The organism is Streptomyces sp. NPDC015144 (genome assembly GCF_043079735.1).
GTDB lineage: Bacteria > Actinomycetota > Actinomycetes > Streptomycetales > Streptomycetaceae > Streptomyces.
The window spans coordinates 58,133-79,950 of the sequence record NZ_JBIBUU010000023.1 but is presented as its reverse complement, the minus strand read 5'-3'; the positions used below and the strand labels follow the sequence as shown (position 1 = coordinate 79,950).

General features: G+C 74.4%; 20 protein-coding genes. 2 read left to right on the top strand and 18 right to left on the bottom strand.

Features of this window, described 5'->3' with window-relative positions:
* Positions 1 to 7: 7 nt before the first annotated feature.
* The 16 genes from ACF08W_RS30200 to ACF08W_RS30125 all read right to left on the bottom strand — a co-directional run bounded on the left by ACF08W_RS30200 (position 8) and on the right by ACF08W_RS30125 (position 18,554).
* Positions 8 to 190: a hypothetical protein gene (locus tag ACF08W_RS30200; protein WP_392281210.1), complete on the bottom strand. Its 183-nt coding sequence runs from the start codon at positions 188 to 190 to the stop codon at positions 8 to 10.
* A gap of 47 nt (positions 191 to 237) precedes the next feature.
* Positions 238 to 1,299: a hypothetical protein gene (locus ACF08W_RS30195; RefSeq protein ID WP_392281209.1), complete on the bottom strand. Its 1,062-nt coding sequence runs from the start codon at positions 1,297 to 1,299 to the stop codon at positions 238 to 240.
* Positions 1,296 to 5,066 (bottom strand): ABC transporter ATP-binding protein, encoded by a 3,771-nt coding sequence (locus tag ACF08W_RS30190; RefSeq protein ID WP_392281208.1) that lies wholly within the window; start codon positions 5,064 to 5,066, stop codon positions 1,296 to 1,298. The genes ACF08W_RS30195 and ACF08W_RS30190 overlap by 4 nt, the downstream gene beginning before the upstream one ends.
* Before the next feature lie 20 nt (positions 5,067 to 5,086).
* Positions 5,087 to 6,577 (bottom strand): carboxylesterase family protein, encoded by a 1,491-nt coding sequence (locus tag ACF08W_RS30185; protein WP_392281207.1) that lies wholly within the window; start codon positions 6,575 to 6,577, stop codon positions 5,087 to 5,089.
* A complete protein-coding gene (locus tag ACF08W_RS30180; protein WP_392281206.1) occupies positions 6,577 to 7,659 on the bottom strand; it encodes a phenazine antibiotic biosynthesis protein in 1,083 nt (360 codons plus the stop codon). The genes ACF08W_RS30185 and ACF08W_RS30180 overlap by 1 nt, the downstream gene beginning before the upstream one ends.
* Positions 7,652 to 9,076 (bottom strand): thymidine phosphorylase, encoded by a 1,425-nt coding sequence (locus ACF08W_RS30175; protein WP_392281205.1) that lies wholly within the window; start codon positions 9,074 to 9,076, stop codon positions 7,652 to 7,654. The genes ACF08W_RS30180 and ACF08W_RS30175 overlap by 8 nt, the downstream gene beginning before the upstream one ends.
* A gap of 10 nt (positions 9,077 to 9,086) precedes the next feature.
* A complete protein-coding gene (locus ACF08W_RS30170) occupies positions 9,087 to 10,388 on the bottom strand; it encodes an aminotransferase class III-fold pyridoxal phosphate-dependent enzyme (RefSeq protein ID WP_385205580.1) in 1,302 nt (433 codons plus the stop codon).
* Positions 10,385 to 11,548: a hypothetical protein gene (locus tag ACF08W_RS30165; RefSeq protein WP_392281204.1), complete on the bottom strand. Its 1,164-nt coding sequence runs from the start codon at positions 11,546 to 11,548 to the stop codon at positions 10,385 to 10,387. Before ACF08W_RS30165 ends, ACF08W_RS30170 begins: the two co-directional genes overlap by 4 nt.
* Complete coding sequence (locus ACF08W_RS30160; protein ID WP_352273188.1) at positions 11,533 to 12,234, bottom strand: hypothetical protein; 702 nt, start codon at positions 12,232 to 12,234, stop codon at positions 11,533 to 11,535. The genes ACF08W_RS30165 and ACF08W_RS30160 overlap by 16 nt, the downstream gene beginning before the upstream one ends.
* Positions 12,231 to 13,061, bottom strand: coding sequence for a TauD/TfdA family dioxygenase (locus ACF08W_RS30155; protein WP_392281203.1), 831 nt, complete (start codon positions 13,059 to 13,061; stop codon positions 12,231 to 12,233). Before ACF08W_RS30155 ends, ACF08W_RS30160 begins: the two co-directional genes overlap by 4 nt.
* 79 nt (positions 13,062 to 13,140) lie before the next feature.
* Positions 13,141 to 14,427, bottom strand: coding sequence for a hypothetical protein (locus tag ACF08W_RS30150; RefSeq protein ID WP_392281202.1), 1,287 nt, complete (start codon positions 14,425 to 14,427; stop codon positions 13,141 to 13,143).
* Positions 14,428 to 14,431: 4 nt separating this feature from the next.
* Positions 14,432 to 15,787: a hypothetical protein gene (locus tag ACF08W_RS30145; RefSeq protein ID WP_392281201.1), complete on the bottom strand. Its 1,356-nt coding sequence runs from the start codon at positions 15,785 to 15,787 to the stop codon at positions 14,432 to 14,434.
* Entirely contained in the window at positions 15,784 to 16,386 is a 603-nt protein-coding gene (locus tag ACF08W_RS30140; RefSeq protein ID WP_392281200.1) for a hypothetical protein, read from the bottom strand. The genes ACF08W_RS30145 and ACF08W_RS30140 overlap by 4 nt, the downstream gene beginning before the upstream one ends.
* Positions 16,383 to 17,033: a class I SAM-dependent DNA methyltransferase gene (locus ACF08W_RS30135; protein WP_392281199.1), complete on the bottom strand. Its 651-nt coding sequence runs from the start codon at positions 17,031 to 17,033 to the stop codon at positions 16,383 to 16,385. The genes ACF08W_RS30140 and ACF08W_RS30135 overlap by 4 nt, the downstream gene beginning before the upstream one ends.
* A gap of 18 nt (positions 17,034 to 17,051) precedes the next feature.
* A complete protein-coding gene (locus tag ACF08W_RS30130; RefSeq protein WP_392281198.1) occupies positions 17,052 to 17,573 on the bottom strand; it encodes a hypothetical protein in 522 nt (173 codons plus the stop codon).
* 81 nt (positions 17,574 to 17,654) lie between these two features.
* Positions 17,655 to 18,554, bottom strand: a complete 900-nt coding sequence (locus tag ACF08W_RS30125) for a helix-turn-helix transcriptional regulator (protein WP_392281197.1) — start codon at positions 18,552 to 18,554, stop codon at positions 17,655 to 17,657.
* 364 nt (positions 18,555 to 18,918) lie between these two features.
* Between ACF08W_RS30125 and ACF08W_RS30120 the strand changes: the two genes are divergently transcribed.
* A complete protein-coding gene (locus ACF08W_RS30120; RefSeq protein WP_385205609.1) occupies positions 18,919 to 19,767 on the top strand; it encodes a nucleotidyltransferase domain-containing protein in 849 nt (282 codons plus the stop codon).
* A gap of 103 nt (positions 19,768 to 19,870) precedes the next feature.
* Positions 19,871 to 20,521, top strand: a complete 651-nt coding sequence (lepB, locus tag ACF08W_RS30115) for a signal peptidase I (RefSeq protein WP_385205611.1) — start codon at positions 19,871 to 19,873, stop codon at positions 20,519 to 20,521.
* On the opposite strand, the gene ACF08W_RS30110 is transcribed toward lepB, so the two are convergent.
* Together ACF08W_RS30110 and ACF08W_RS30105 are read right to left on the bottom strand one after the other, a co-directional pair.
* The gene (locus tag ACF08W_RS30110) at positions 20,505 to 21,071 is read right to left on the bottom strand and encodes a DUF2087 domain-containing protein (protein WP_392281196.1); all 567 of its coding nucleotides are present in this window, start codon (positions 21,069 to 21,071) and stop codon (positions 20,505 to 20,507) included. The two genes, lepB and ACF08W_RS30110, sit on opposite strands and share 17 nt — an antisense overlap.
* Complete coding sequence (locus tag ACF08W_RS30105; protein WP_392281221.1) at positions 21,068 to 21,712, bottom strand: TetR/AcrR family transcriptional regulator; 645 nt, start codon at positions 21,710 to 21,712, stop codon at positions 21,068 to 21,070. The genes ACF08W_RS30110 and ACF08W_RS30105 overlap by 4 nt, the downstream gene beginning before the upstream one ends.
* Positions 21,713 to 21,818 lie beyond the last annotated feature (106 nt).

Genomic DNA, 21,818 nt, shown 5'->3' with positions numbered 1-21,818 from the left:
CCGTTCTCTAGATCCCCGGGTAAGGGGCCAGTTCGTCCAGCGCGAGCACGGACCCGACGTTCTCCTCGGGAACGTCGTCGAACCAGTCGGCGTCCGCCTCGACGGGACCGGCCCCGGTCCCGGCCGCCACCGTTCCTTCGTGTTGTTTTTGCTGTTGCTCGTTGTCGTGGGTCTGTTCGGCGTCCTGCACGTCATTTCCTCCTCGTCGGATTCGATCCGGTCCGGGACGGACCGGCCCTACCCCAGGCGGGCGCGGATCCGCTCCGCCAGATACGCCCCGTACCTGCGGTGCGCGTCCGATGTCAGGTGGATGCCGTCGGCGAGGAAGTCGGACTCGTCGACGTCCGCCCACTGGCGCACCGGGTGGACCCGGCCGTCGCCCCACTCCATGACCGCCGCCACCACGGCGTCGTGCACCGTCGCCCACTCCGTCGCGGTCAGCCCGCCCGGTCCCTTGCGGTCGCGGAACCGGGGGCTCGCCGGAGCCAGGACGACGACCACCTCGCAGTCGGGCACGGTGTCCACGACGCGTTTCACGAAACCGAGCATGTTCGTCAGATACGTGTACGGGTTCAGTGAGCCGGTGAGATAGACCATGCCGCCGACCGCCATCGTCAGGTAGCGCGGCCGCAGTTCGGCGATCAGATCCGCGAAGACCGGCTCCAGATGCGTGCCCTTGCCCCGGGCCAGCGACACCAGGTCGAGATCGTCGCGCCACCGGCTCGACTGCACGTAGTTGGTCAGCGGCGAGTCCGCGCCCATGCCCTGCGAGAGCGAACCGCCGTAGTGCACCCACCGGTTCGGGTTCGGCGCCGGTACGGAGGCCGTCGCCCCCGCGTCGATCCGGAGGTCGATCAGGCGGAACTGGGCGTAGAGCGGCAGCCACAGCTCGATCTGTCGCATCGGCCCCGCGCCGGCACCGCCCTCCGCACCGCCCACCGCGCCGCCGAGGTCGAGCCGCAGCGTCTCGGTGCTCCGGGAGGCGGACAGGGCGCGCCGGCCACGCCGTACCCCGTCCACGACGACGTCGACCGACTCCAACTGCTCGATGTCCTCGGCCAGTTCGACGATGTTGTCCGGGCACCGCGAGCACAGGTAGTCGAGTTCCAGGCGGTCCGTGTCCGTCGTCAGCACGACGGCGACCCCGGACGGCATCCCCGCCCGCCCGATGCCGCCCTCGGGGAAGTACAGCCGGGCCCGGTCGAAGGGCACCCGCCACGGCGCCACCCAGCCCTCGCCCCGCTGCAACGACACCGCCCCGTTGAACCGGAACTCCTCACCGCAGGTCAGTGACCTCATGTCCTCGCTCCTCGTCCTTGTCCTCGGTCCCGGACCGGCCCTCGTCCCCGGTCGCGGTGTGGTGGTGCGTCGGCGGCGGAAGCCGCCCAGAGGTCCGCGTAGAGCCCGCCCGACCGCAGCAGGGACGCGTGCCCCCCGACCTCCAGCAGCCGTCCCCGTTCGACGACGGCGATGGCGTCCGCCTGCGCGGCGGTGGCGAGCCGGTGGGCGACCAGGACGGTCTTCCGCCCGCTCCGGTCGCCGCGCAGGGCGTGGACGACGGTGCGTTCCGCCTCCGCGTCCAGTGCTCCGGTGGCCTCGTCCAGCAGCAGGAGCTGGGGGCGGGAGACCAGCGCCCGTGCCACGGCGACCACCTGCCGCTGCCCGGCGGACAGGGCGGCTCCCCGGGGGCCGACGTCGTGGTCCAGCCCGCCGGGCAGGGCGTCGATCAGTTCCGCCGCGCCGAGCGACCGCAGGACCGCCGTGATCTCCGCACGGGAGACATCGGGCCGCCCGAAGGCGATGTTCTCGCCGACGGAACCGCTGAACAGATGGGCCTCCTGCGGCACGATGGCGGTCCGCAGCCGGTAGTCGCGCAGCGGGATCAGCCCGACGTCCACACCGTCCAGGCGGAGCGTTCCGCACTGCGGGTGGTAGAACCGCGCCAGCAGTTTGATGATGGTCGACTTGCCGGCCCCGGTCGGGCCGACGACGGCGAGCGACGCCCCCGGCGGGATGTCGAGCACGACGTCCTGGAGCGAGTACGGGGCGTCCTCCCGGTACCGGAAGCCGACCCGGTCGAACCGGATGCCCGCACCCGCCGGTCGCTCCGGCACGGGAAGCACCGGTGCAGGCACTGCCGGCCCCCCAGTCGGCCCCCCAGTCGGCCCCCCAGTCGGCCCCTCAGCCGGCCCGTCCGTCGGTTCCTCCGCCGGTTCGGACAGCAGGCCGTTGACGCGCAGCAGACCCACCCGGGCCTGCTGCGCGCCGTCGTAGACCGTCGCGATCTGCTGGATCGGGTAGGACAGCAGCGAGAGGTACAGGACGAGGGCGGCGGCGGTCCCGCCGTCGAGGACACCGGCCCCGGCCGGCCCGTCCGTCGCGGCGGGCAGCAGCAGGCAGACCAGTGTGAGGTCGACGGCGAGCGCGACCAGGGGGAAGAACCACGCCACCGCCGTCTGCCCGCGCAGGCGTTCGTCGCGGTACGCCGCCGACCGCTCCGCGAACTCCGCGACGATCCGCCCCGTGCAGCGGAAGATCTGCGCCGTACGGATGCCGTGCGCCTTCTCGTGCAGGTCGGTGTTGACCGCCGCGAGCAGGTCGCGCGCCCTGGGGTACGAACGGGAGACGACACGCCGGAACGCGGTCGCCCCGGCCAGCACCGCGGCCGCCGCCCCCGCCAGGACGGGCCAGCCGTCCGGCGCGATCCAGACCACGGCCAGGACGACCCCGCCCACCAGCGGCAGATTGACCGCCAGGGACACCAGCCCCGTCTGCACGAACGCGGAGAGCGAGTCGATGTCCGACGTCAGCCGGGTCAGCAGCCCGCCCGACCGCACCCGGTCCACGTACGGCAGCGGAAGCCGCTGGACGTGCCGGAAGCACCGCAGGCGTACGGCGAACAGCACCCGGTCGCAGACCCGCGCGGTCGTACGGATGGTGCCCCACCCGGCGGCCCAGCCCACCGCCGTGACGGCCAACCCCAGGGCGAACAGCGCCCCGACCGCCGACGCGTCGCCGTCCGCCGCGGCCGCGAGGACGGACCGGGCCACCGCCGGGAGCGCCACGGCCGCGGCGACCTCGGCGGCGATGCAGACGAGGGCCGCGAGGGCGGGGCCGCGTACCGGCCGCAGCGCCGCCCGGAGGGTGAACGGGCCGCCCTGCCGTCCACTCTCCAGATCCGCCGGCGCGGGTGCGTCCACCACCCCGGGCAGCCGGACGGCGTACGCCCCGGCCGGGTCCTCCCTGGTGCCGGCGCGGGCCCGGCCGGGCGGGGGGCCGTCCGCCGCCGGTCCGGCCGCCGGGCCGTCGGCGCCCAGCGTCGGTGTCCCGGCGGCCTCGCCCATCAGGGCCCTCAGCCGTACGGAACGTCCCATCAGCTCCCCGGCGGCGCCGTGTTCGACCACCCGGCCGCCCTCGACGACCGCGATCCGGTCGGCCAGCGCCAGCACCGCGCGCCGCCGCCCGGTCACGACGACGGTGCACCCGTCCCCGAGCCGCCGCCGCAGCGCGGTGAGCACCCGCGCTTCCGTCAGGGTGTCCAGGGCGGACATCGCGTCGTCGAGCAGCAGCAGCCCCGGCGCGCCGTACAGGGCCCGGGCGAGGGCGATCCGCTGCCGCTCGCCCCCGGAGAGCCGGGCCCCGTCCTCACCGGCACGGGTCAGGTCGCCGTCCGGCAGCCGGTCCAGCATCGTGTCCACGGCGGCGTCCGCGACCGCCGAGGCGTACCGGCCGCCGTGGAACTCCCGGCCCAGCAGGATGTTGTCCCGGACCGTGCCGGAGAACAGGAACGGCTCCTCCGTCACCAGCGCGGCACCGGGGCCGCCGGGCGCCGGTGCCCGGACGCGCCCGGTACGGTCGGTGAACTCCAGCCGCCCGCAGGTGGGCCGGTACTGCCCCGACAGCAGCAGCCCCAGCACCGACTTCCCGGAGCCGGTCCGGCCCGCGACACCCAGGCACTCCCCGGGGGCGACGGTCAGGCTCAGGTCCCGCAGGACGTGCCGCCGCTCCGGCCCGAGCCGCAGCCCGACGCCGGACAGCACCACTCCGACCCCGTCCCCGTTGCCTTCTTCACCGGGTCCGGCCTCCGGGTCCGGCCCGGGGCCGCCGCTGTCGATGACCGCGTGGACGCGCTCGGCCGAGGACCGGGCGAGCGCGACCGCGGAGACCGCCCCGGCCAGCAGCCGTACCAGCCCGGTCATGGTGAGCAGATACGTCGCGAACACCACGAAGGTGCCGACGCCGAGGTCGCCCCGCAGGGCCATCGCCCCGCCGACCCCGACGACCAGGACGAGCGCGCCCTGCGGCAGCGTGGCCAGGACGGGCGTGAACACGGCGTTCAGCCGGGCGACCCGCTGGCGGCGGCCGAACAGCTCGGCGGCCAGGGCCCGGAAGCGGCCCTCGACCAGCTCCTCCCGCTGGAAGACCTTGGTGACGGGCAGCCCGGCGACGGCCTCGCCGGTGAACGAGGTGAGGTCGGCGGCGGCCTGCTGGGACAGCCAGGTGGCCGCGTGGAGCCGCCGCCGGGACCGGACCACCACCGCCCCCGCGACCGGCAGGGCGACGAGCGTCGCCGCCGCCAGCACCGGGGAGAGCACGAACATGATCACGACCTGGACCGCGACATGGCAGACCGCCGCGGCCGCCTGCGGGGCCAGGGTCAGCAGCGACTGCACCACCTGGAGGTCGGTGACCGACCGCGAGACCACCTCGCCCCGCCGTAACGCGTCCTGCTGCTCGCCGGAGTGGCGGCACAGCGACGCCAGCAACGCCACCCGCAGCTCGTGCTGGACCCGGGTCGCCGGCCGGCTCGCGGAGACGCGCTGGCCGAACCGGACGACGAACCTGAGCACGGCGGCGACGGCCAGCAGGACGAGCGTGCCGAGGGCGACCGCCCGGCCGGCGGCCAGTCCGTCGACCACGGACCCGACGACCAGCGGCGTCGCCAGGTCGATCCCCGCCCCGGCCAGCGCCAGCGCCACGGCGCAGACCGCCGTGGGCCGCTCCGCGGCCCAGGCCACGAGCAGCCGCGCCGCCCACGACGGCGCCGCCCGAGATTCCGTACCCACTCCCCGTCCCCCCGCCCCCGCTACCGGCCGGCTGCCGCGTGGTCGTCGTCCAGCGGCCACACTGCGCTCTCCACCCGGGGCTCCCGCCCGATCCGGACCAGCCGCTCCGCCGCGCGGTCGTACACCGGCCAGCGGACCCCGCCGGCCGACGGCCCCCTCCCGTGCGCGAACTCCACCAGCGCCCCCTGGACATGGCGGGCCACCACGACGTCCGCCTCCGACGCGGTGCCGGGGGAGGCGGGGTCGAAGAAGAGCGACGCCAGGTCCATGCCGTGCACCGCGCGCCCGGCCCCGGCCAGCCCGTGGTCCGAGGGGACGTGGTCGTAGACCTGGTACCAGCACCGGCCGCTGCCCGACGCGGACTTCGCCCGCAGCAGGTCGCGCGAGGGGCGCAGGAACAACTCCGCCTCGATGAACGCCTCGTGGTCCGCCCCGTACCGTGCGGCCGGTACGGCGCTCCGCGCGCCCCGCGCCACCACCCGCGCCCCGCCCGGCATCAGGTGGTCCCAGAGCCCGGCCTCGTCCGCCGTGTTGGAGACCAACAGGTCGACCCCGGCCGACGCCCCCGCCGCGATCGCCGCGATCGGCGGACGCGTCAGGTGCGTACCGTCCACGACATCGCGGTAGTACACGATCTCGTGGCGCCCCAGCAGGCGTTCGTGCGCCACCTTCAGATGCACGTTCGGTACGGTGGCCAGCCGCTCGGGCGCACCGGCGAGTCCCGCGCACTCCAGGAACTCCCGGGCGAGGGCGGTCGCCTCGTCCCTCGGCACCGCGTTCTCGCAGCCGCCGCTGTACAGGGCGGCCCGCTCGAAGAGCCCCTCGGCGGCGGCGCACCCCAGGACCGAGCCGATGTTGTGGGCCCCCGCGGACTCCCCGAACAGGGTGACGTTGCCCGCGTCGCCGCCGAAGGCCGCGATGTTCTCCTTCACCCAGGTGAGGGCGAGGACCTGGTCCCGCAGCCGGAGGTTGGCCGTGTCCCGCCAGGCCGGGCCCGACGGGCCGGTCAGCTCGTCCAGGAAGAGATGGCCCCAGCACCCCAGCCGGAAGTTGACCGTCACCACCACGACGCCGTGGGTGCGGCTCAGCACCTCCGGACGCCTGCCGGGCATGCTCCCCGCCCCCGCGACCTGCATGCCCGGGTGGAACCAGACGAGCACGGGAAGCCCCGCCCCACCCGGGTCCGGGGTGTGCACGTCGAGGTTCAGACAGTCTTCGTGCTCCGTCCCGCCGGTGTGCGGGAAGCCGAAGTGCCGCAGCGTGTCGGACGCCCGGTCGTGGACCGGCGGGAGCTGCCAGGACACCCGGCCGGGCCGCAGCGCCGGACGCACCCCCTCCCACGGCTCCGGCCGCACCGCCCCGGCGAACCGGCCGCCGTCCGCCCGGACCGTGCCGTACGGGACGCCCCGCCACCGGGCGGAGCCGGAGGGCCGGTCCAGCACCCCGCCGACCCGGCCCGCGGCGGTCTCCCGTACGACGGGGACCCGTCGCCCCTGACGCGTACCGCCCATCAGTAGATCCCCTCGACGATCCGGCTGCCCTCGAACTCCGCCATCGGGACGACGTCCGCGACCGAGTCGCCCCGCCACTCCTCGCCCCCGGTCCCGGCCGTCCGCACCGCCAGGTCCCGCTCCAGGTTGTTCGGCAGGAACATGTCCCGGGTGACCGTGTGCATCAGCACCTGGCCCCGGGCCCCGTACGGCACCGGCGCGCGGGTGCCCGGATCGACGACGCGGACGAACAGCTCCGGGCCGGCCGGGTCGAACACCGGATGGTCGTCGTACGACGTCGTCCGCCGGAGCAGCGCCCGCGTCCCCGTGATCGAACTCGCGTACGTGGCGACGAAGACGGCGTCCGGGAAGACCAGCCGCGCGTACTCGTACACCTCCTCGCGCGTCATCCGGGCCCCGCCCCAGGTGACGACCCGCACCGTGGCCCGCACCCGGTCCGCCAGCTCCTCCGAGCGGGCCAGGGCGCGCAGCAGGGGCGGGGTCACCAGCAGATGCCCGACGTGCTGGGTGCGGAGCACGTCCAGGGCCTGGGCCAGTACGTGCTCGACGTACCGGCGCCGCACGTCCGCCCCGATGCCGGACTTGACCCACCGCGGGTCGATGTCCACCTGGAGGTAGGGCACGCGCAGCCGCCGGGCCCACCGCCGCTGCCAGTTCCCCGCGAGATGGGGGCCGGTCGGGAACAGCGACAGCATGGTGTGCCCCGCGGCCTCCGGCACGTACGCGCAGTACAGGTCGACCAGTTGCTCGATCCGGGAGAGCGACAGCACGGCGCGCTTGGGCCTGCCGGTCGTGCCGCCGGACTCCACCACGTAGGGCGGGGGCTCGTCGGCCAGGCCCCGGGGGACCAGGTCCTCGACCCGGGCCTCGCGCAACTCGTTGACCCGGGACGGGAAGCGGCGCAGGTCGTCGAAGGTGTGGATGTCGGCGACCGGGTCGAAGGGCAGGGCGGCGCGGTGGTCGGCCCAGAACCGGGAGCCGGTCTCCTCGCTGAAGTGCCAGCGCAGCATCGCCGTCAGGTACTCCCGCAGCTCCGGCTCGGCGGCGGGGGCGGCCACCGGGCCCGTCGTCGGATCAGACATGGACCGTCCCCGTTCCCGTTCCGTTCGTGGCGGCGTCCGCGAAGACGCCCGTGGAGACATGGGCCGGTACGTCCGCGCAGGCGTCGGTCCCGGACAGCGGCTCCGGCGCGCGCGGCGCCCGGCAGTCCTCCCGGGGGCCGACCCGGACCGCCCCGGCCACCAGCTCCACCGCCGCCCCGGCGTCGAGCCCCTCCCGGTGGAACACCTCGGCCAGGACGTCCCCCTCCGCGACCCGCCCGCCCAGGGGGTGGGCGAGCCGGATCCCGGCGTGCGGGTCGATGACATCGCCCGCGAACACCTTGCCCGCGCCCAGCTTCAACGCGGCCCGTCCGATGTCGAGCGCCGAGACGTCCGTGATCCACCCGGCCCGCCGGGCCCGGACGAGTCCGCGCACCCCCGGCCGGCAGTACCCGTCGCCGCGCAGGACCGGCGCGGTGTCACCGCCCTGCGCCGTCAGCATCCGGACGAAGACCGACAGCGCCGCCCCGGAACCCAGCGCCGACCGCAGCCGCTCCCGGATCCTGCCCTCCGGCTCGTCCGGCTCGGCCACCCGCACCATCTGCACGGCCAGGGCCTCGCACTCCGCCGCCAGCCCCCGGTCCCCCCGCCCGCGCAGGAAGTCGACCGCCTCGTCGACCTCCGCCGCGTTGCCGACGGCCCGGCCCAGCGGAACGGAACCGTCACTGAGCACCGCCCGGCAGCGCAGCCCGAACTCGCCCCCGAGCCGCACCAGAAGCCCCGCCAGCCGCCGCGCCGCCCCGTGGTCCGGCACCAGCGAACCGTCCCCGTACCGCACGTCGAACACCACCGCGTCGGCACCGACCGCCACCTTCTTGCTGACGATGCTCGCGGCGATCAGCGGCGCCGACCGCACGCAGCCGCTCACCGACCGCAGCCCGTACGTCGCCGTGTCACCGGGCACCAGCTCACCGGAGAACGATCCGATGACGGCGTCGTCGGCGGCGAGCCGGGCGGCCAGCTCCGCCTCGGTGAACTCGAGCCGCAGCCCGGGCACGCTCTCCAGCTTGTCGATCGTGCCCCCGGCGATCCCGAGCCCCCGCCCGCTCAGCTTGCAGACCCGGACCCCGAGCGCGGCCACCAGCGGCACCACCACCAGCGTCGTCTTGTCGCCGATGCCTCCCGTGCTGTGCTTGTCCACCACCGGCCGCCGGCCGCCGCCCATCGCCGCCCCGGGCCGGACCGGACCGAGATACGCCCTGGTCAGGGCCACCGTCTCGGTGAACCGCAGCCCGCGCGCCGCGATCGTCGCCAGCCAGGCGGAGAGCTGGTAGTCGGCGAGGCGGCCCGCCCGGTGGAGGGCGAGGACCGCCGAGGCCCGTTCGGTGGTGAGCGCCTCGCCGTGGCGCAGCCGCTCGATGTGCTCCAGGGCGTCGTCGACGCCGATCATGTCCGTCATCGTCGGCTCCTCACCGCGCTGCGACCACTTTGCGGACCCCGGTGACCAGATGGTCGACGAGCCGCTCCTCCTCCGCGCCGCTCAGACAGGCGGGCGGTGCGAGCAAAACCGTGGAGCCCTGCTGCCGGGTGTAGGCCCCGAGGTCGTAGACCACCCGCTGCACGCTCCCGGCGCAGTCGGCGCCGTCGAGCTCGACACTGAGCGCCAGACCGTGCCCCCGGACGTCGAGCACACCGTCCGTACCGCGCAACTCCCGCTCCAGCGCGTCGAGCAGCCGGGCACCGGAGGCCCGGGCCGCCGCCACGGCCCCGGTGCCGCGCAGGTGCTCCAGCGTCGCGTGCGCCGCCGCGCAGGCCGCCGCGGAGGCCGACATGGTGTGGCCGTAGGGCACGATGCTCCCGGCGGGCAGCCGGTCCAGGACCCGGCGGTCGGCCGCGACGGCGGACAGCGCGCACACCCCGTTGGTCAGCCCCTTGCTGAACGCGGTGAGATCGGGGCGCACCCCCGGATGGTCGTGCGCGAACCACGCCCCGGTCCGCCCCATCCCGGTGAACACCTCGTCCAGCACCAGCAGCGCCCCGTGCTCGTCGCAGATCCGACGGACGTCGCCGAGCAGCCCCTCGGGGAGCCGGATGCCGCCCCCGACGTTCAGGAACGGCTCGATCAGCACCGTCCCCGCCGCCGTACGGGCCAGCAGCGACCGCAGCCGCGCGGTGATGTACGCCCGCGCCGCCTCCGACCGCTGCCCGGCGCCGATGAACCCGCCGAAGGTCAGACGGTGGACGCGGACCGCGTCCCGGCCCGGGGCGTCACCGGTCTGCGGCAGCCCGGACAGCGCCTGGCACAGCGCGGTCGAGCCGTGGTAGCCGCGCTCGAAGGCGACGATGTCCGTACGCCGCCCGTCGACCGCCGCCCAGTACCGGGAGGCGAGCCCCACGGCCAGCTCGATCGCCTCCGAACCGCTGTTGGCGAAGAAGAACCGCTCGCCGCCGTGGCCCCGGACGTCCCGCAGCGCGTCCGCGAGCCGGTGGGCCGGTCCGGCGAGGCCCTGTGCCATGTCGACATGGGCCAGCTCCCTCAGCTGCGCCAGGTAGGCGTCGACCACCGGCTCGACCCCGTGCCCGCAGAACACGTTCAGCGCGCCGGACGTCGCGTCGATCACCCGGTGCCCGGTCCGGTCGGTCAGCCAGGCGCCCCGCCCGGCGACGAACGTCGGCCCGGAGTGGTCGCGGGGAGCCCGCCAGGGACGTCCCAGCGCCGAGACGGCCGCCCCCCTCCCGCCCCGTTCCGCCCTCTCGTCCTCGGAACTCATCGTTCCCCCTTCCGCTTCTCGATCCATGCGCACAGGTCGCGCGCGGTACGGCGGTACGCGTACGCGTCGAGCGGCGCGCGTTCGCCGCGCCGCCGGTGGATCACCGCCAGGGCGGCGGCCCCCTCCTCCGGGTCGTCCGCGCCGTGGGCCAGCCCGTCCCTGGCCAGCTCGTCGAAGGTCGGCCCGTGCCGGTCCACCACGGTGGGCAGGCCGAACAGCCGGGAGTCCCTGATCCGCAGCCGCACACAGGTGTCGTTCTCGACGCCGCGCCGCCCGACGCAGAGCAGCGCGGACGCCCCGGCCAGCACCCGGAAGTACTCCGCCCGGCCCAACGGTGCCTGCCGGATCGTCACGTAGCCGCCGCAGCCGTACCGTTCGACGGCACCGAGCAGACCGGACAGGACCGCCGCGTTGTCCGGGTTCTCCCGCCCGTACAGGAACACCAGCTCCACGGGGACGCCGCGGCTCCGGGCGATCCGTACGGACTCCAGCGCGAACAGCGGGTCCAGATACGTCCACAGACCGCCCGACCAGACCACCCGGAACGGCCCCTCCCGGGACGACCTCTCCCCACCGGCCTCGGCCAGCCGGCGCCGGGCCGCCTCGGCGGCGGACTCCGAGAACCCGACGGGGATGGTGGTGACCAGCCCGTCCAGCGCGCCCGACGCCCGCATCGCCTCCACCGTCACCCGGCCGGTGAGACAGAGGTTCGCCACCAGCGTCGCCCGCTCCACGGCCGACCGGCAGGTGAAGAACGCCCCGCCCGCCAACTGCCGCCGGTACGCCTCCACCGTCTCCCGGTACCGGCTCTCGCGGTCCGCGCGCCGCGCCAGCGAGGGGTACAGGGCGTGTTCGAGCGGCGGGGCGTTCTCCACGATCATCGGCAGACCCCTGTCGGCCACCGACGCCAGCCGCTCCGGGGACGGCGAGTCGAAGGAGTAGACGATGTCGCTCCGGCGCAGCTCGGCGGCCCAGGCGGATTCCCGGGTCACCAGCCGGACCCCCGGGCCGAGCCGCTCGGGCAGCGAACCGGGGGAGAAGACCGTCACCCCGGCGACCCGGGCGATCTCCGCGGCCAGCTCCCGCGCCCGCAGCCCGATCCCGCCGAGCGACGTCCAGTCGACCCGGTGACCGGTGCAGTCCATCAGTACGTCGGACATCGAAGCCCCCACACGTCCGACGGCCGCGTCACATTGACGTAGCTCCCGACCTCGACACAGGCGGCCCCGGTCAGGACACGCGCCGGGTCCGTCGCCACCGAGGGCAGCAGCTCCCGGTGGTCGGGGCCGGCCATCGGGACCACCCACAGCCCGTCGAACCGGCCGAGATCCCGCTCCGGCTTCTCCTCGCACGCCGTGATGAGACCGGACTCCCGGTCGTACGCCACCGCGCCGTCGGCGCGCAGCGCCCCGGGGTCCGTGGTCGGGTGGACCAGGGCCGAACGGCCGTGCCGGCGCGCCAGGTCCATCGCCACCGCGAAGTCGCCCGGCTCCCGGGTGGTGAAGATCTGGTCGGGGAGCACCAGGGCGGTCACCCCCTCGCAGTACGGCAGCCCGGCGCGGACGGCACCGCCCAGATCGGCCCCGTGCCGCCGACGGTTCTGCACGGTGAAGACCACGTCGGCGCCGCGCCCGCCCAGCTCCTCGGCGACCACGTCCATGGACCGGGCCCGGTCCGGGCCGACCACGCAGACGACCCGCAGCCGCTCCGGGCCGAGCGCGGTCAGCGGCCCGAGGCAGCAGTGCAGCACGGTGCGGTGCGCCGCCACGACGTGCAGCTCCTTCGGGTACGGGGCCCCGAAACGCGTCCCCCGCCCGGCCATCGGGATGATCACGGAGTCCCTCATGACACACACTCCGGGGCGTCGGTGTGCAGGCTCCGCAGCAGCAGGCGCGGACGGCGGGGGTCGTCGGTGAAGTGCTCCCGGCCGTGGGCCAGTACGTCGTTGCGGAAGACCAGGCACTGCCCGGCCCGCAGGAGCAGATCGATCCGGACGTCGGGACCGTCCCGGCGGTCCTTGAAGTAGCGGAGCGCGCGGGCCAGGCACCGCTGCTCCTCGGCGTCCCTCGGATACCAGCGCTCGACCCGGCCCTCGCCGTACCGGGTCGCGTAGTGGCCGTCGCCGAGCGCGGCGAACACCGGCCCGACGGCCTCGCGGACCGCCCCCGGGATCGTCGACCGCCGGCCGAGGATGGTGCCCCGCAGCAGGACCTCGGCCGCCTCCGGGTCCCGGTCCCGCAGCTCCGCGAAGACCCGCCCCGCGTTGAGCAGGAAGGTCCGGCCGCCGACGCGCGCCGGGCGTACGCAGTACAGCAGGGTCGTCCGGATGGTCCCGATGTCCTCCAGGAGGCCGTCGGTGTGCCAGCCCTGCGCCGCGCCGGTGTGGAACGTCGGATGGTCCGAGTCGGCCTTCCGCGTCACCTCCGTGACGGGCGGCGCTCCCCGGTCGCGGTAGAGGAGCGGGACATAGGGCTTCCCGAGACCGAGGCCGGCCCGCACCGCCGCCATCCCGCGGTGGGCGTCCTCGGCGGACACCGCGCCGGACGGGCCGCGGACCACCGCGAAGCCGTAGCGTTCCAGCAGGTCGTGGGTCATGTCGGGGCGCAGCGGACCGGTCACGTAGCCGTGGCCGGGCGTGGAGAGCTCCGTGTAGTCGGACGTCATCAGTCGCATGCCACGCGCCCCCGCACCCCGGGGCCCGCGGGGCCGGCGGGATCCGCGAGGGACGGCCCGGCACCGCGGGGCCCTCCGGTCAGCACGTACACAGCCCGGCCTCCACTCCCAGCTTCTCGGGATCGGTGTAGAAGGGCGCACCGAACCGGGCGCGGATACCGCTCGCGGTCCGGGGCCCGAGCGGTCTCTCCCGCGCCGTGGCCAGGGCGGCGGCCAGTTCCTCGATCGCCCGTGGACCGGCGCCCTGGAAGGTGATCTCGTTCGCCCCGAGGCGCAGGTGCACCCCGGGCATCCGGGGCATCGACGACTGGAGGTTGACCCGGATGCCCGCCTCGGCCAGCCGGTTCGACAGGGTGTACGCGGCCGCCGGGGAGTCCATCGCCACCCACACCTGGTGGGTGTCGGTGTAGCCGGTGCCCCGGTCGCCGTGGACCCGGAACCCGGCGTCGGCCAGGGCGGTGGCGAGCCGTCGCGCGTTGTCGCGGGTGGTCCGGGCGTACTCAGCGATCCGGGGCTCGATCTCCAGCGCGGCCAGGGACAACGCCAGGGTCTGCGCGAAGTGGTGACTGCTGACCAGGTCGAACTGGGCGGCGCGCAGACTCTCGTCGATCTCCTTCCCCTCGGTGAAGACCACGCCCTTGTGCGGTCCGGGGAACGACTTGTGGGTGGAGCCGCCGAAGGCGTCGGCCCCGCACCGCAGGGGGTTCTCCACCAGGCCGCCCAGCACGAGCCCGAGATAGTGGCTGGCGTCCACGTACAGCCGGGTGGCCGGGCTCACCCTCCGCACGACGTCCGCCATCGCCGCGAAGTCCGGCACCCGGACGCAGTTCTGCACGTCCACGTAGACCAGGTCCACGTCGCCCGGGGCGAGCGCCCGGGCCAGCCCCTCGGTGTCGACCCGGCCGCCCGGGCAGCCGAGCAGCCGGGACCGGCGGCCCAGCCTGCCGAGCAGTGCCGGGGTGGCGTAGTGGCCGCCGGAGTCCTGGTCGACGCTGACCACGGCCGAGCCCGGCGCGGAGAGCGCGGCGACGGTCAGGATCATCGCGCTCATCCCGGAGACGGGCCGCAGGTTGCAGTACCGCGCCGAGGCCATCCGCCGGAGCGCCCCGGCCCCGAGCGCCTCGATGTGCGCGATGTCCTCGCCGCCCCGGAACTCCCAGAACAGCGGGTCGCCCGCGGTGTTGAAGAAGTACCGGTTGGCGAAGTCGGAGCCCAGCGGCACCGAGGCCAGGGGCGAGACGCGGTTCTCGCTGGGTACGAGGTTGAGGGCGTGCGCGGCCCGCCGGTCGGCCTCGGCTATCGCCCTGCCCAGCGCCAGTGGGTCGGTGGTGCCCGTCGGTGTCCGTCCGCCCGTTCCCTGCGTCACCTCATCACCCCAACGCCGTTTCGAGGATGCCCACGGTGTGCACGGCATCCGGCTCCGCTACCGAGCAGTTGAACCGCACCCAGGGGCGGGTGCAGTCGTACAGGGCGGCCCACGGCTCGTCGTCGCCGCCGAAGACCGCCGCCGGGTTGAGCTTGAGTCCGGCCTCCCGGCCGACCCGGTTGCACCAGCCGACCGCCCCCTCCGGGCCGTCGACCCGGACCGGCAGCGGCAGGAACAGCGAGTAGCCGGTCTCCGGGTACCGGGGGACCGGATCGACGCCCAGGGGCACGAGCCGGCTCCGGTAGGCCGCGAGGACGGTGGCGTAGTGCCGGGCCATGCCGCGCAGGTACCGGTCGAGGACGTCGACGACCGGCGACCGCCACAGCATCCGCACGAGCGGGTCGTCGCCGCCCGGCCGGACCGGCGCGACCTCGGGGGGAAGCAGCCGGGGCCGCGCCGGTACCGTGCCGTCGCGCCGCGCGGCCCGGGCGCACATCAGCGCGACGTAGAGCGCGACGACCGCGGTGGACAACGGGCTCAGCGCGTAGCAGCGCTCGAACCGGTCCGCCTCCAGGTACCGCCGCAGCCCGGGGTCGCGGGTGATCAGCAGGCCCGCGCGGAGTCCGGGCACCGACAGGTCCTTGCTCGCGGTGAGCATCACGCAGCCGCGGCCGAGGTCGAGGTCCCGGACGGCCTCGCGCAGATGGCCGTCGTCCACCCCGCCCTCCCCGCCCGGGGCCGCGGAGACCTGGAAGACCGAGTCGAGGACGCGGAAGTCGCCTGCCGCGGCGCCGGGAAGCCGGAAGCGCCGGCCGGTCACCCCGTTCGGCACGATGTCGACCAGGGCCCGGGGCCCGCCGGACCGGGCACGGGGCGACCGGCTCCGGTACAGCAGGCCGTCCCCGTTGTAGTGGGCGGCGACCGGCATGCGCCGGCGGCGGGCGGACTGCTCGAAGGCGTAGTAGCAGGGCAGCGGCAGCACGTACGCGTACCCCCGCGCGGCGAGGTAGCCGGTGACCACACTGATCGCCTCCGTCGACCCGGACATGACGAACACATCGCCCGGTCCGATGTCGGGGCGGCCCAGCCAGTGGGCGGTGAGCGCGCTGATCAACTCCCGGTCGGAGCCGTCGAACCCGGTCGAGTAGTCCGTCATGCGCTGCTGCTCGAACAGCACCGTGACCAGCGAACGGACCCGCGCCACGAGCTCCGGGGCGGCCGGGTACATGTTGCGGCCGTATCCGATCTGGTGCGGGGTGGACACCCCGTGCCGCAGGCGCCGGTAGGCGACCACGCACTCCGCGTCCGCGTCTCCGGGGTCCCGGGCCGGTGCCGTGGCCTCCTTCGGACAGACCGTCATGGGCACCCCTCGGCCGTCATCGCCCGGACGAGCGAGGAGACCACCTGCTCCGACGACATGCCGGGCAGCAGCTCCACCCAGTCGTCGACCGGTGCCCCGGGGGCGGCCGCGAACTCCAGGTACGCGTCGAGCCGGGCCAGTTGCCAGCTCCGCACCCGGTGGTAGTCCGCCGAGCCCCGTTCGAAGAACGCGTAGGTGTCGGCCAGCTCCTCGCAGTACTCCCGGGACGCCCGCAGGCCGATCACCGAGACCGCCGCTCCCCGGGCCGTGAGACCGGCCCGTAAGCGGGCCAGCCGCTCACCGCAGTGGATGTTCATCGGCGCCAGGACGCGGCCGTCGGCGCTGTGCCGGGCGGTGTGGACGCACAGGGTGGTGAAGAGCGCCTGCCAGACGGGGTCCTCCTGGAAGTCGTCCGGCAGGCCGGGGCGGAACTCCATGAGGGCGAAGCCCAGTTGCTCCCCGTCGACGACCTCGACACCGCTCCGGCCGCCCGGCCTTCCGCCTTGCCCTCCGCCCGGCCGGGCGCCGAGCCGGGTGGCGACGGCCTGGGCGATCTCCATCCTCGGCAGCGCCCAGGGGCCCGTGACGACAGTGATCATCGGCTCACCCGGAACATCACGTGGAGGTCCTGGTCCGCCGTCGCCAGCTCCGGCCGGTGGGAGATGCTCGACCAGCTGGTACGGGCGAAGCCGTGCCGGGCGAAGATGTCGCGCAGGACGTTGGGGTGCCAGCCGCCGAACCCCGGCAACTCCCCGCCCACCTCCCGGAAGTCACCGTTCGGCCGGCCGTCCCAGATCGTCTCGACGGCGATCCACACGGCGTCCCGCGCCAGGTGCGCCGCCACCGCCGCCGCCAGCCGGCCGGGGTCCGCCACGGTCCACAGCACGTTCCGCGAGAACACCGCGTCGTACGGGCCGCCGAGCCCCTCGGCGTTCCCCGCGTCGAGCCGCGCGAACGTGACGGCCGGGCCGACGCCCCCGGTGCGCCGTTCGAGGGCCTTCCGCCGGGCCCGGGCGAGCATCCGCTCCGAGGTGTCCACCCCGTGGACGTCGAAGCCCAGCTCCGCGCAGAGCAGGGTGTAGGTGCCCGTCCCGCAGCCGATGTCGAGCAGCCGCCCCGAACGGGCGGGAAACGCCTCCGCCAGCATCGATTTCCACGCCGCCGCCTGTTCGGCGGTCAGCGCGTTGCCCGGTGTCTCGTCGTAGTTCTCGGCGCGGTGGTCCCAATGCGCCACCAAATTCGTCACACCCGACTCCTCCGGCCGCTATTCCCGCTCGTTGTCCGTTCCGAAAACGATGTGGATGCGCAGGTCGTCGCCCCCGTTGAACGCGCTGTGCAACTGCCGGGTGTCGACGTAGTACAGATGGCCGTCGGCCGGAATGTTCACCACTCTGTCGTGCTCGACGAACACGAAGCGCGCGTGCTCGCTGGTGGTGACGGCGAGGTGGTAGCGGGGTGTCGGGTCGCGGTGCACGGAATAGCAGTGCTTCGCGTCCAGCGCCATGATCCGGGTGCGGACGGGGGCGAACGGCAGCCGGTCGAAGACCTCGCCCAGATAGCTGTCGCGCAACTCGGCGTGGACCTCGGTGAAATCCGTGTCCGAGGAGATCAGCGACTGGCGCAGGCACCCCTCGTACCACGGGTCCGACGCCTGCGGCCGGTGCTGGAGAGCGAGCTGCCGCGTTCCCTCGAAGACGAGTGGATGCCTTTCCAACAGGCTTTCCACCGAGGCGCGGAGCTCATCGGGGTCGATATCGAGATCGGTCCTGGACGTCAGCACGGTCACGGGGTGAATCCTTCCGTGAAACGGATCGGCCGGGCCCGCCGACGGCGAACCGGTTCTCGCTTTCCCGCTCTTCTGCCTCTACTAGATTTTTCTGGCAGTCGCAGGGTCTGTCATTGCCGAGACGCGACCACCTGATTGGCCGATCGCGTCCTGCCGGAACCAGTCGTCCCGGAACCTGCCCGGCGGCAGCCCGTACCGGGCCCGGAATACCCGGCTGAAGTCGGACGGCTGGGTGAATCCGTTCCGCAGGCCGATCTCGCGGACCGAAACCGATCGCAGCCGGGCGTCGCAGAGTTCACGGCGGCTGTTCTCCAGCCTCCGCTGCCGGATCCAGTCCGACGGCGTGCTTCCCTCCGTCTTGAACAGCCGTTGCAGATAGCGCAGGGAGATGTGATGGGCCGAGGCGACCAGGCCCGGAGTGAGGCCGCAGTCGCCGAGATTGCGGTCGATGAATCCCCGGATACGCGTTATCAGTTCGTACTGCTGGGTCTGCGGGCACACCTCGTCGGCCTCGACGAAATGCCGCTCCAGCACCGCCGCCGCCAGATGCAGGGCCGCGTCGCCGAACCGGGCCACCTCGGGCGCGCCCAGCCCGGCCGCCCGGCCCGCCGCCTCGACCAGGAACGAACGGAGCAGCGGCCCGGAACCGGCCGCCTCGCGGACCCGGATCTGCGCCGCGGCGGCGTCCGGCGGAACCGTCGGCATCGCGGAGCCCGGGAAGACCATCACGACCGCCTCCGCCGCCGCCCGGTTCTCCGGCGCCGGGCCGATGCCCAGGGGGAGCAGGGTGTCGCAGAGCGCCACCGCAGCGTCCCGCACGACGAGTTCGCACCCGGCCCGCGCCACCCCGATCCCGCCGAACGAGCTGAGCACCAGCGCGTGCCGCCCGGGATCGGCCTCCAGCGCATGGGGGACGCAACCGGCGCCCCGGAACGTGATCCGGTGGGCCGTGACGCTGCCCAGCTCCGTGGTCCGCAGCACCGGGCGGAGCCCGCGGAGCGCCGGCTCCCGGCGCCCGGGGTCACCGGCCCGCCCCGCCCATGGCGCCCACACGGCCCCTTCGGGCCTCCACCGGTCCCCCCGCCGGACGGCACCGCCCAACGGCACCGTCTCACCGCTGTGCCGCATTTCCAAACTCCCGTTCTAGTGAATAACCGGGTCCATGGCCTCCAGAAGCAGTCCGTCCCATACTGCCGCTGGTGAAATATCACTGTCATTGATAGGGGGCGACCAATCGCTTGACCTCGTGCGCCGATCTGTTCGATGTCGTCGGAATACGCGCCATTGCGCTAGTACGATGAAAAGCACAAAGAAATGCGGGAAGAAAAATATGAAGAAAGGCGTCGTGTTGACTTCTTCAACCCCGATCGACCCCGGCCGGGAACCCTGGGTTCTCGCCCGGCGTTTCACGCACCGGCTCGCCGATGTCCTGGGGGACACCCTCCGCGATGTCGTGGTGGTGGGGTCCGCGTCGCTCGGCGACTGGCGGGCGGAGAGCGATGTCGACCTCGTCTGCGTGGTGGAGCGGGAGCTCGACGCCCCGGCCCGGGAGGCGGTCGCGCCGCTGCACGAGCGGTCCCGGGAGGAGTACGGCCACACCGTCGACGCGATGTACGTGACGAGGGACGGGCTGGCCAAGGGCCCCGATGCCCTCCGGTCGGTGGTGGCGACGGTCGCCGGGGTCCTGCACCCCGAGTCGACGGACGGACCGATGAACTGGCCGACCTGGCTCAACATCGTGCAGTGCGGGGTGCGCGTCCCGCTCGCCGGGGACGGCGCGTTGAGCGCGGTCGCGGCGGGAAGCGCCGGATTCCCGATCGAGGAGGAGGCCGCGCGGGACGGGGCGGTCGGGTTCTCCCGCGCCAATCTCGACCAGTACTGGCGGGGCCGGGCCGATCTGTCGGAGCGGTTCCACCTGGCCGAGGGGGCGACCCGGCCGGTCTCCGCCTTCGAGGTCGAATGGATGTCGCTGGGCCCGGCCCGCCTCCTGGCGACGGTCCGCACGGGGCGGATCGTCTCGAAGTCGGAGGGCGGCGAGCTGGCCGCCGAGCTCTTCGCGGAGTTCCGCCCGCACCTCGCCCGGGTGCTCGACGCCCGCCGGGGCGAGGGCCCCGCCCGGACCTGGGGCCGTGCGGACCTGGAGCGCTCCCTCGACATCGCCCGCCGCTGCGTGCGCCTGGGCACGGAGGGCTGAGGGAGGAAGAAGTCCGGGACCCCGGGGCCCGTCCGCGTCCCCCGCCCTCCTATCCTCTGCTGGTCCGTCCGGTCCCGGGCGGTCCCGGGGAGGGGTGGGGTTCATGCGGCGGCGGAGAGCGGGACACGGACTGAGGGTGGCGGCCCGGGTGCTGGTGCCGCTCGGGCTGGTCCTGGCGGCGGTGGGCGCGGGGTACTTCTTCACGGCCTACCGGGGCATCACCGTCGTCGGCTCGGCGATGGAGCCCACGTACCGCAGGGGCGACCGGCTGGTGGCCGAGCGGGTGGACGCCGACGCGATCCGCCGGGGCGACGTCGTACTCGTCCGGGTGCCCGGCCGCTACGGGGACCAGCCGGTCCTCCAGCGGGTCATCGGGACGGGCGGCGACCGTGTGGTGTCCGACGGCGACCGGGTCACGGTGAACGGGAAGCCGGCCGAGGAACCCTATGTGCGACGCGGCACGGCACCCCTGGACCCGTACGACGTGACGGTGCCGCAGGGGCGGCTGTTCCTGCTGGGCGACAACCGGGGCGACGCGAACGACTCGCGGTTCTTCCTCGACGAGCGGTCGGGCAGTGTGGCGGCCTCCGGGGTGCTCGGGCGGGTCCGGGGTGACTTCGTCGCACCGGTGCTGCTCCTGGGGCTCGGTGCGTTCGGCGGAGTGCTGACCGTGATCGGGATCGGCCTGGGGATCGGCGGGTACGCGGCCGGGCGGAGCGCCGCGGCGCGTCCGCCGGCTACCGGGCGGTGGTGAGGCGGTACCGCCCCGCCTCGCGGTGCAGCACCCCGAGGTCGACCAGGGCCCGGCGCAGCGACACCGCGTCCGCGGCCCCGGCCTGGCACCACGGCTCCAGACGCTCCGTCACCGCGCGTTCGTCGTACTCCTCGTCCGAGGGCGCGAAGGCGGCCGCGGCCACGTGCCGCAGCACCGCCTCGCGCGCCTCGGGGGCCGTCTCCTCGGGGAGCCGCAGCAGGGCCCGGCCGCGTACGAAGCCGCGGAGCCGGGCGTCGGGCTGCTCGGCGGCGGCCTCCTCCTCCCGACGGCGCCCGGCGGACTCCGCGGCCCGCGCCACGGCGGTCTCGTCGACGGCGAGTCGGCCGTTTCCCCCGGGCACGAGCAGTCCCGCCCGGGTCAGCCGGCCGATGGCCTTGGCCGCCACCGGAGCGTCGAGCCCCGTGGCCGCGAGGATCGCGGACGGGGTGGACGATCCGAGGACGACCGCGCCGAAGACGCGGCGCGATGCCGGGTCGGCCAGCGCGAGGGTGAACTCGTCCGGGGTGAAGGCGGGTTCGCGGGATGTCATGGGTTCTCCTCTTCCTGTTCCGTCGATGCCGCCGCCGCTCCGGGGGCAGGGTTCTCCGGGCCGGTCCCGGCGGTCGGGGCGGTACGCGCGAGCGCGGCCCAGGAGGCGAGCAGGAGCTCCACCGCGTCCACGACGGATTCCGATCCGCCGCCGGTGGGGGCGAGCACCCGCTGGATGGACAGCCCGTCGTCCAACGCGTGCACGATCAGGGCGAGTTGTTCCGCCGGGGCCGGCAGGACGATGCCGCGTTCGGTGAACCCCTGCTCCAGCGAGCGGGCGATGATCTCCCGGGAGTGGCGCTCGCGCTCCGCCAGCACGGGCCGCAGCTCCGGGTCGCGCAGTGCGTAGAGCCAGAGTTCGGTGCGCAGGGCGAGCCAGCCGGCGAGGTTCTCGTCGCGGCGGCGGTGCCAGGCGCGGAGCCGGTCGAGGGTCTCCTCGAAGCCGCCCGCCCCGACGTCCATCGCCCGGACCTCGGCCAGTTCGTGCCGGGTCCGCTCCTCCAGCAGGCCCAGGACGAGTTCGTGCTTGCCGTCGAAGTTGCCGTAGAAGGCGCCCCGGGTGTAGCCGGCGGCCTCCACGATCTGCTCGACCGACGTTCCGCCGACCCCCTGGTCGGCGAAGAGCCGGGCCGCCGCTTCCAGGAGCCGTTCGCGGGTGAGCTGCCGGCTCTGCTGCCGGGTGAGCCGCTCGGTGATGGGGTCCGCCTCCCTCCTGTGTTGTGCCGTCCCGTCAGGTGACGCGCTTTCG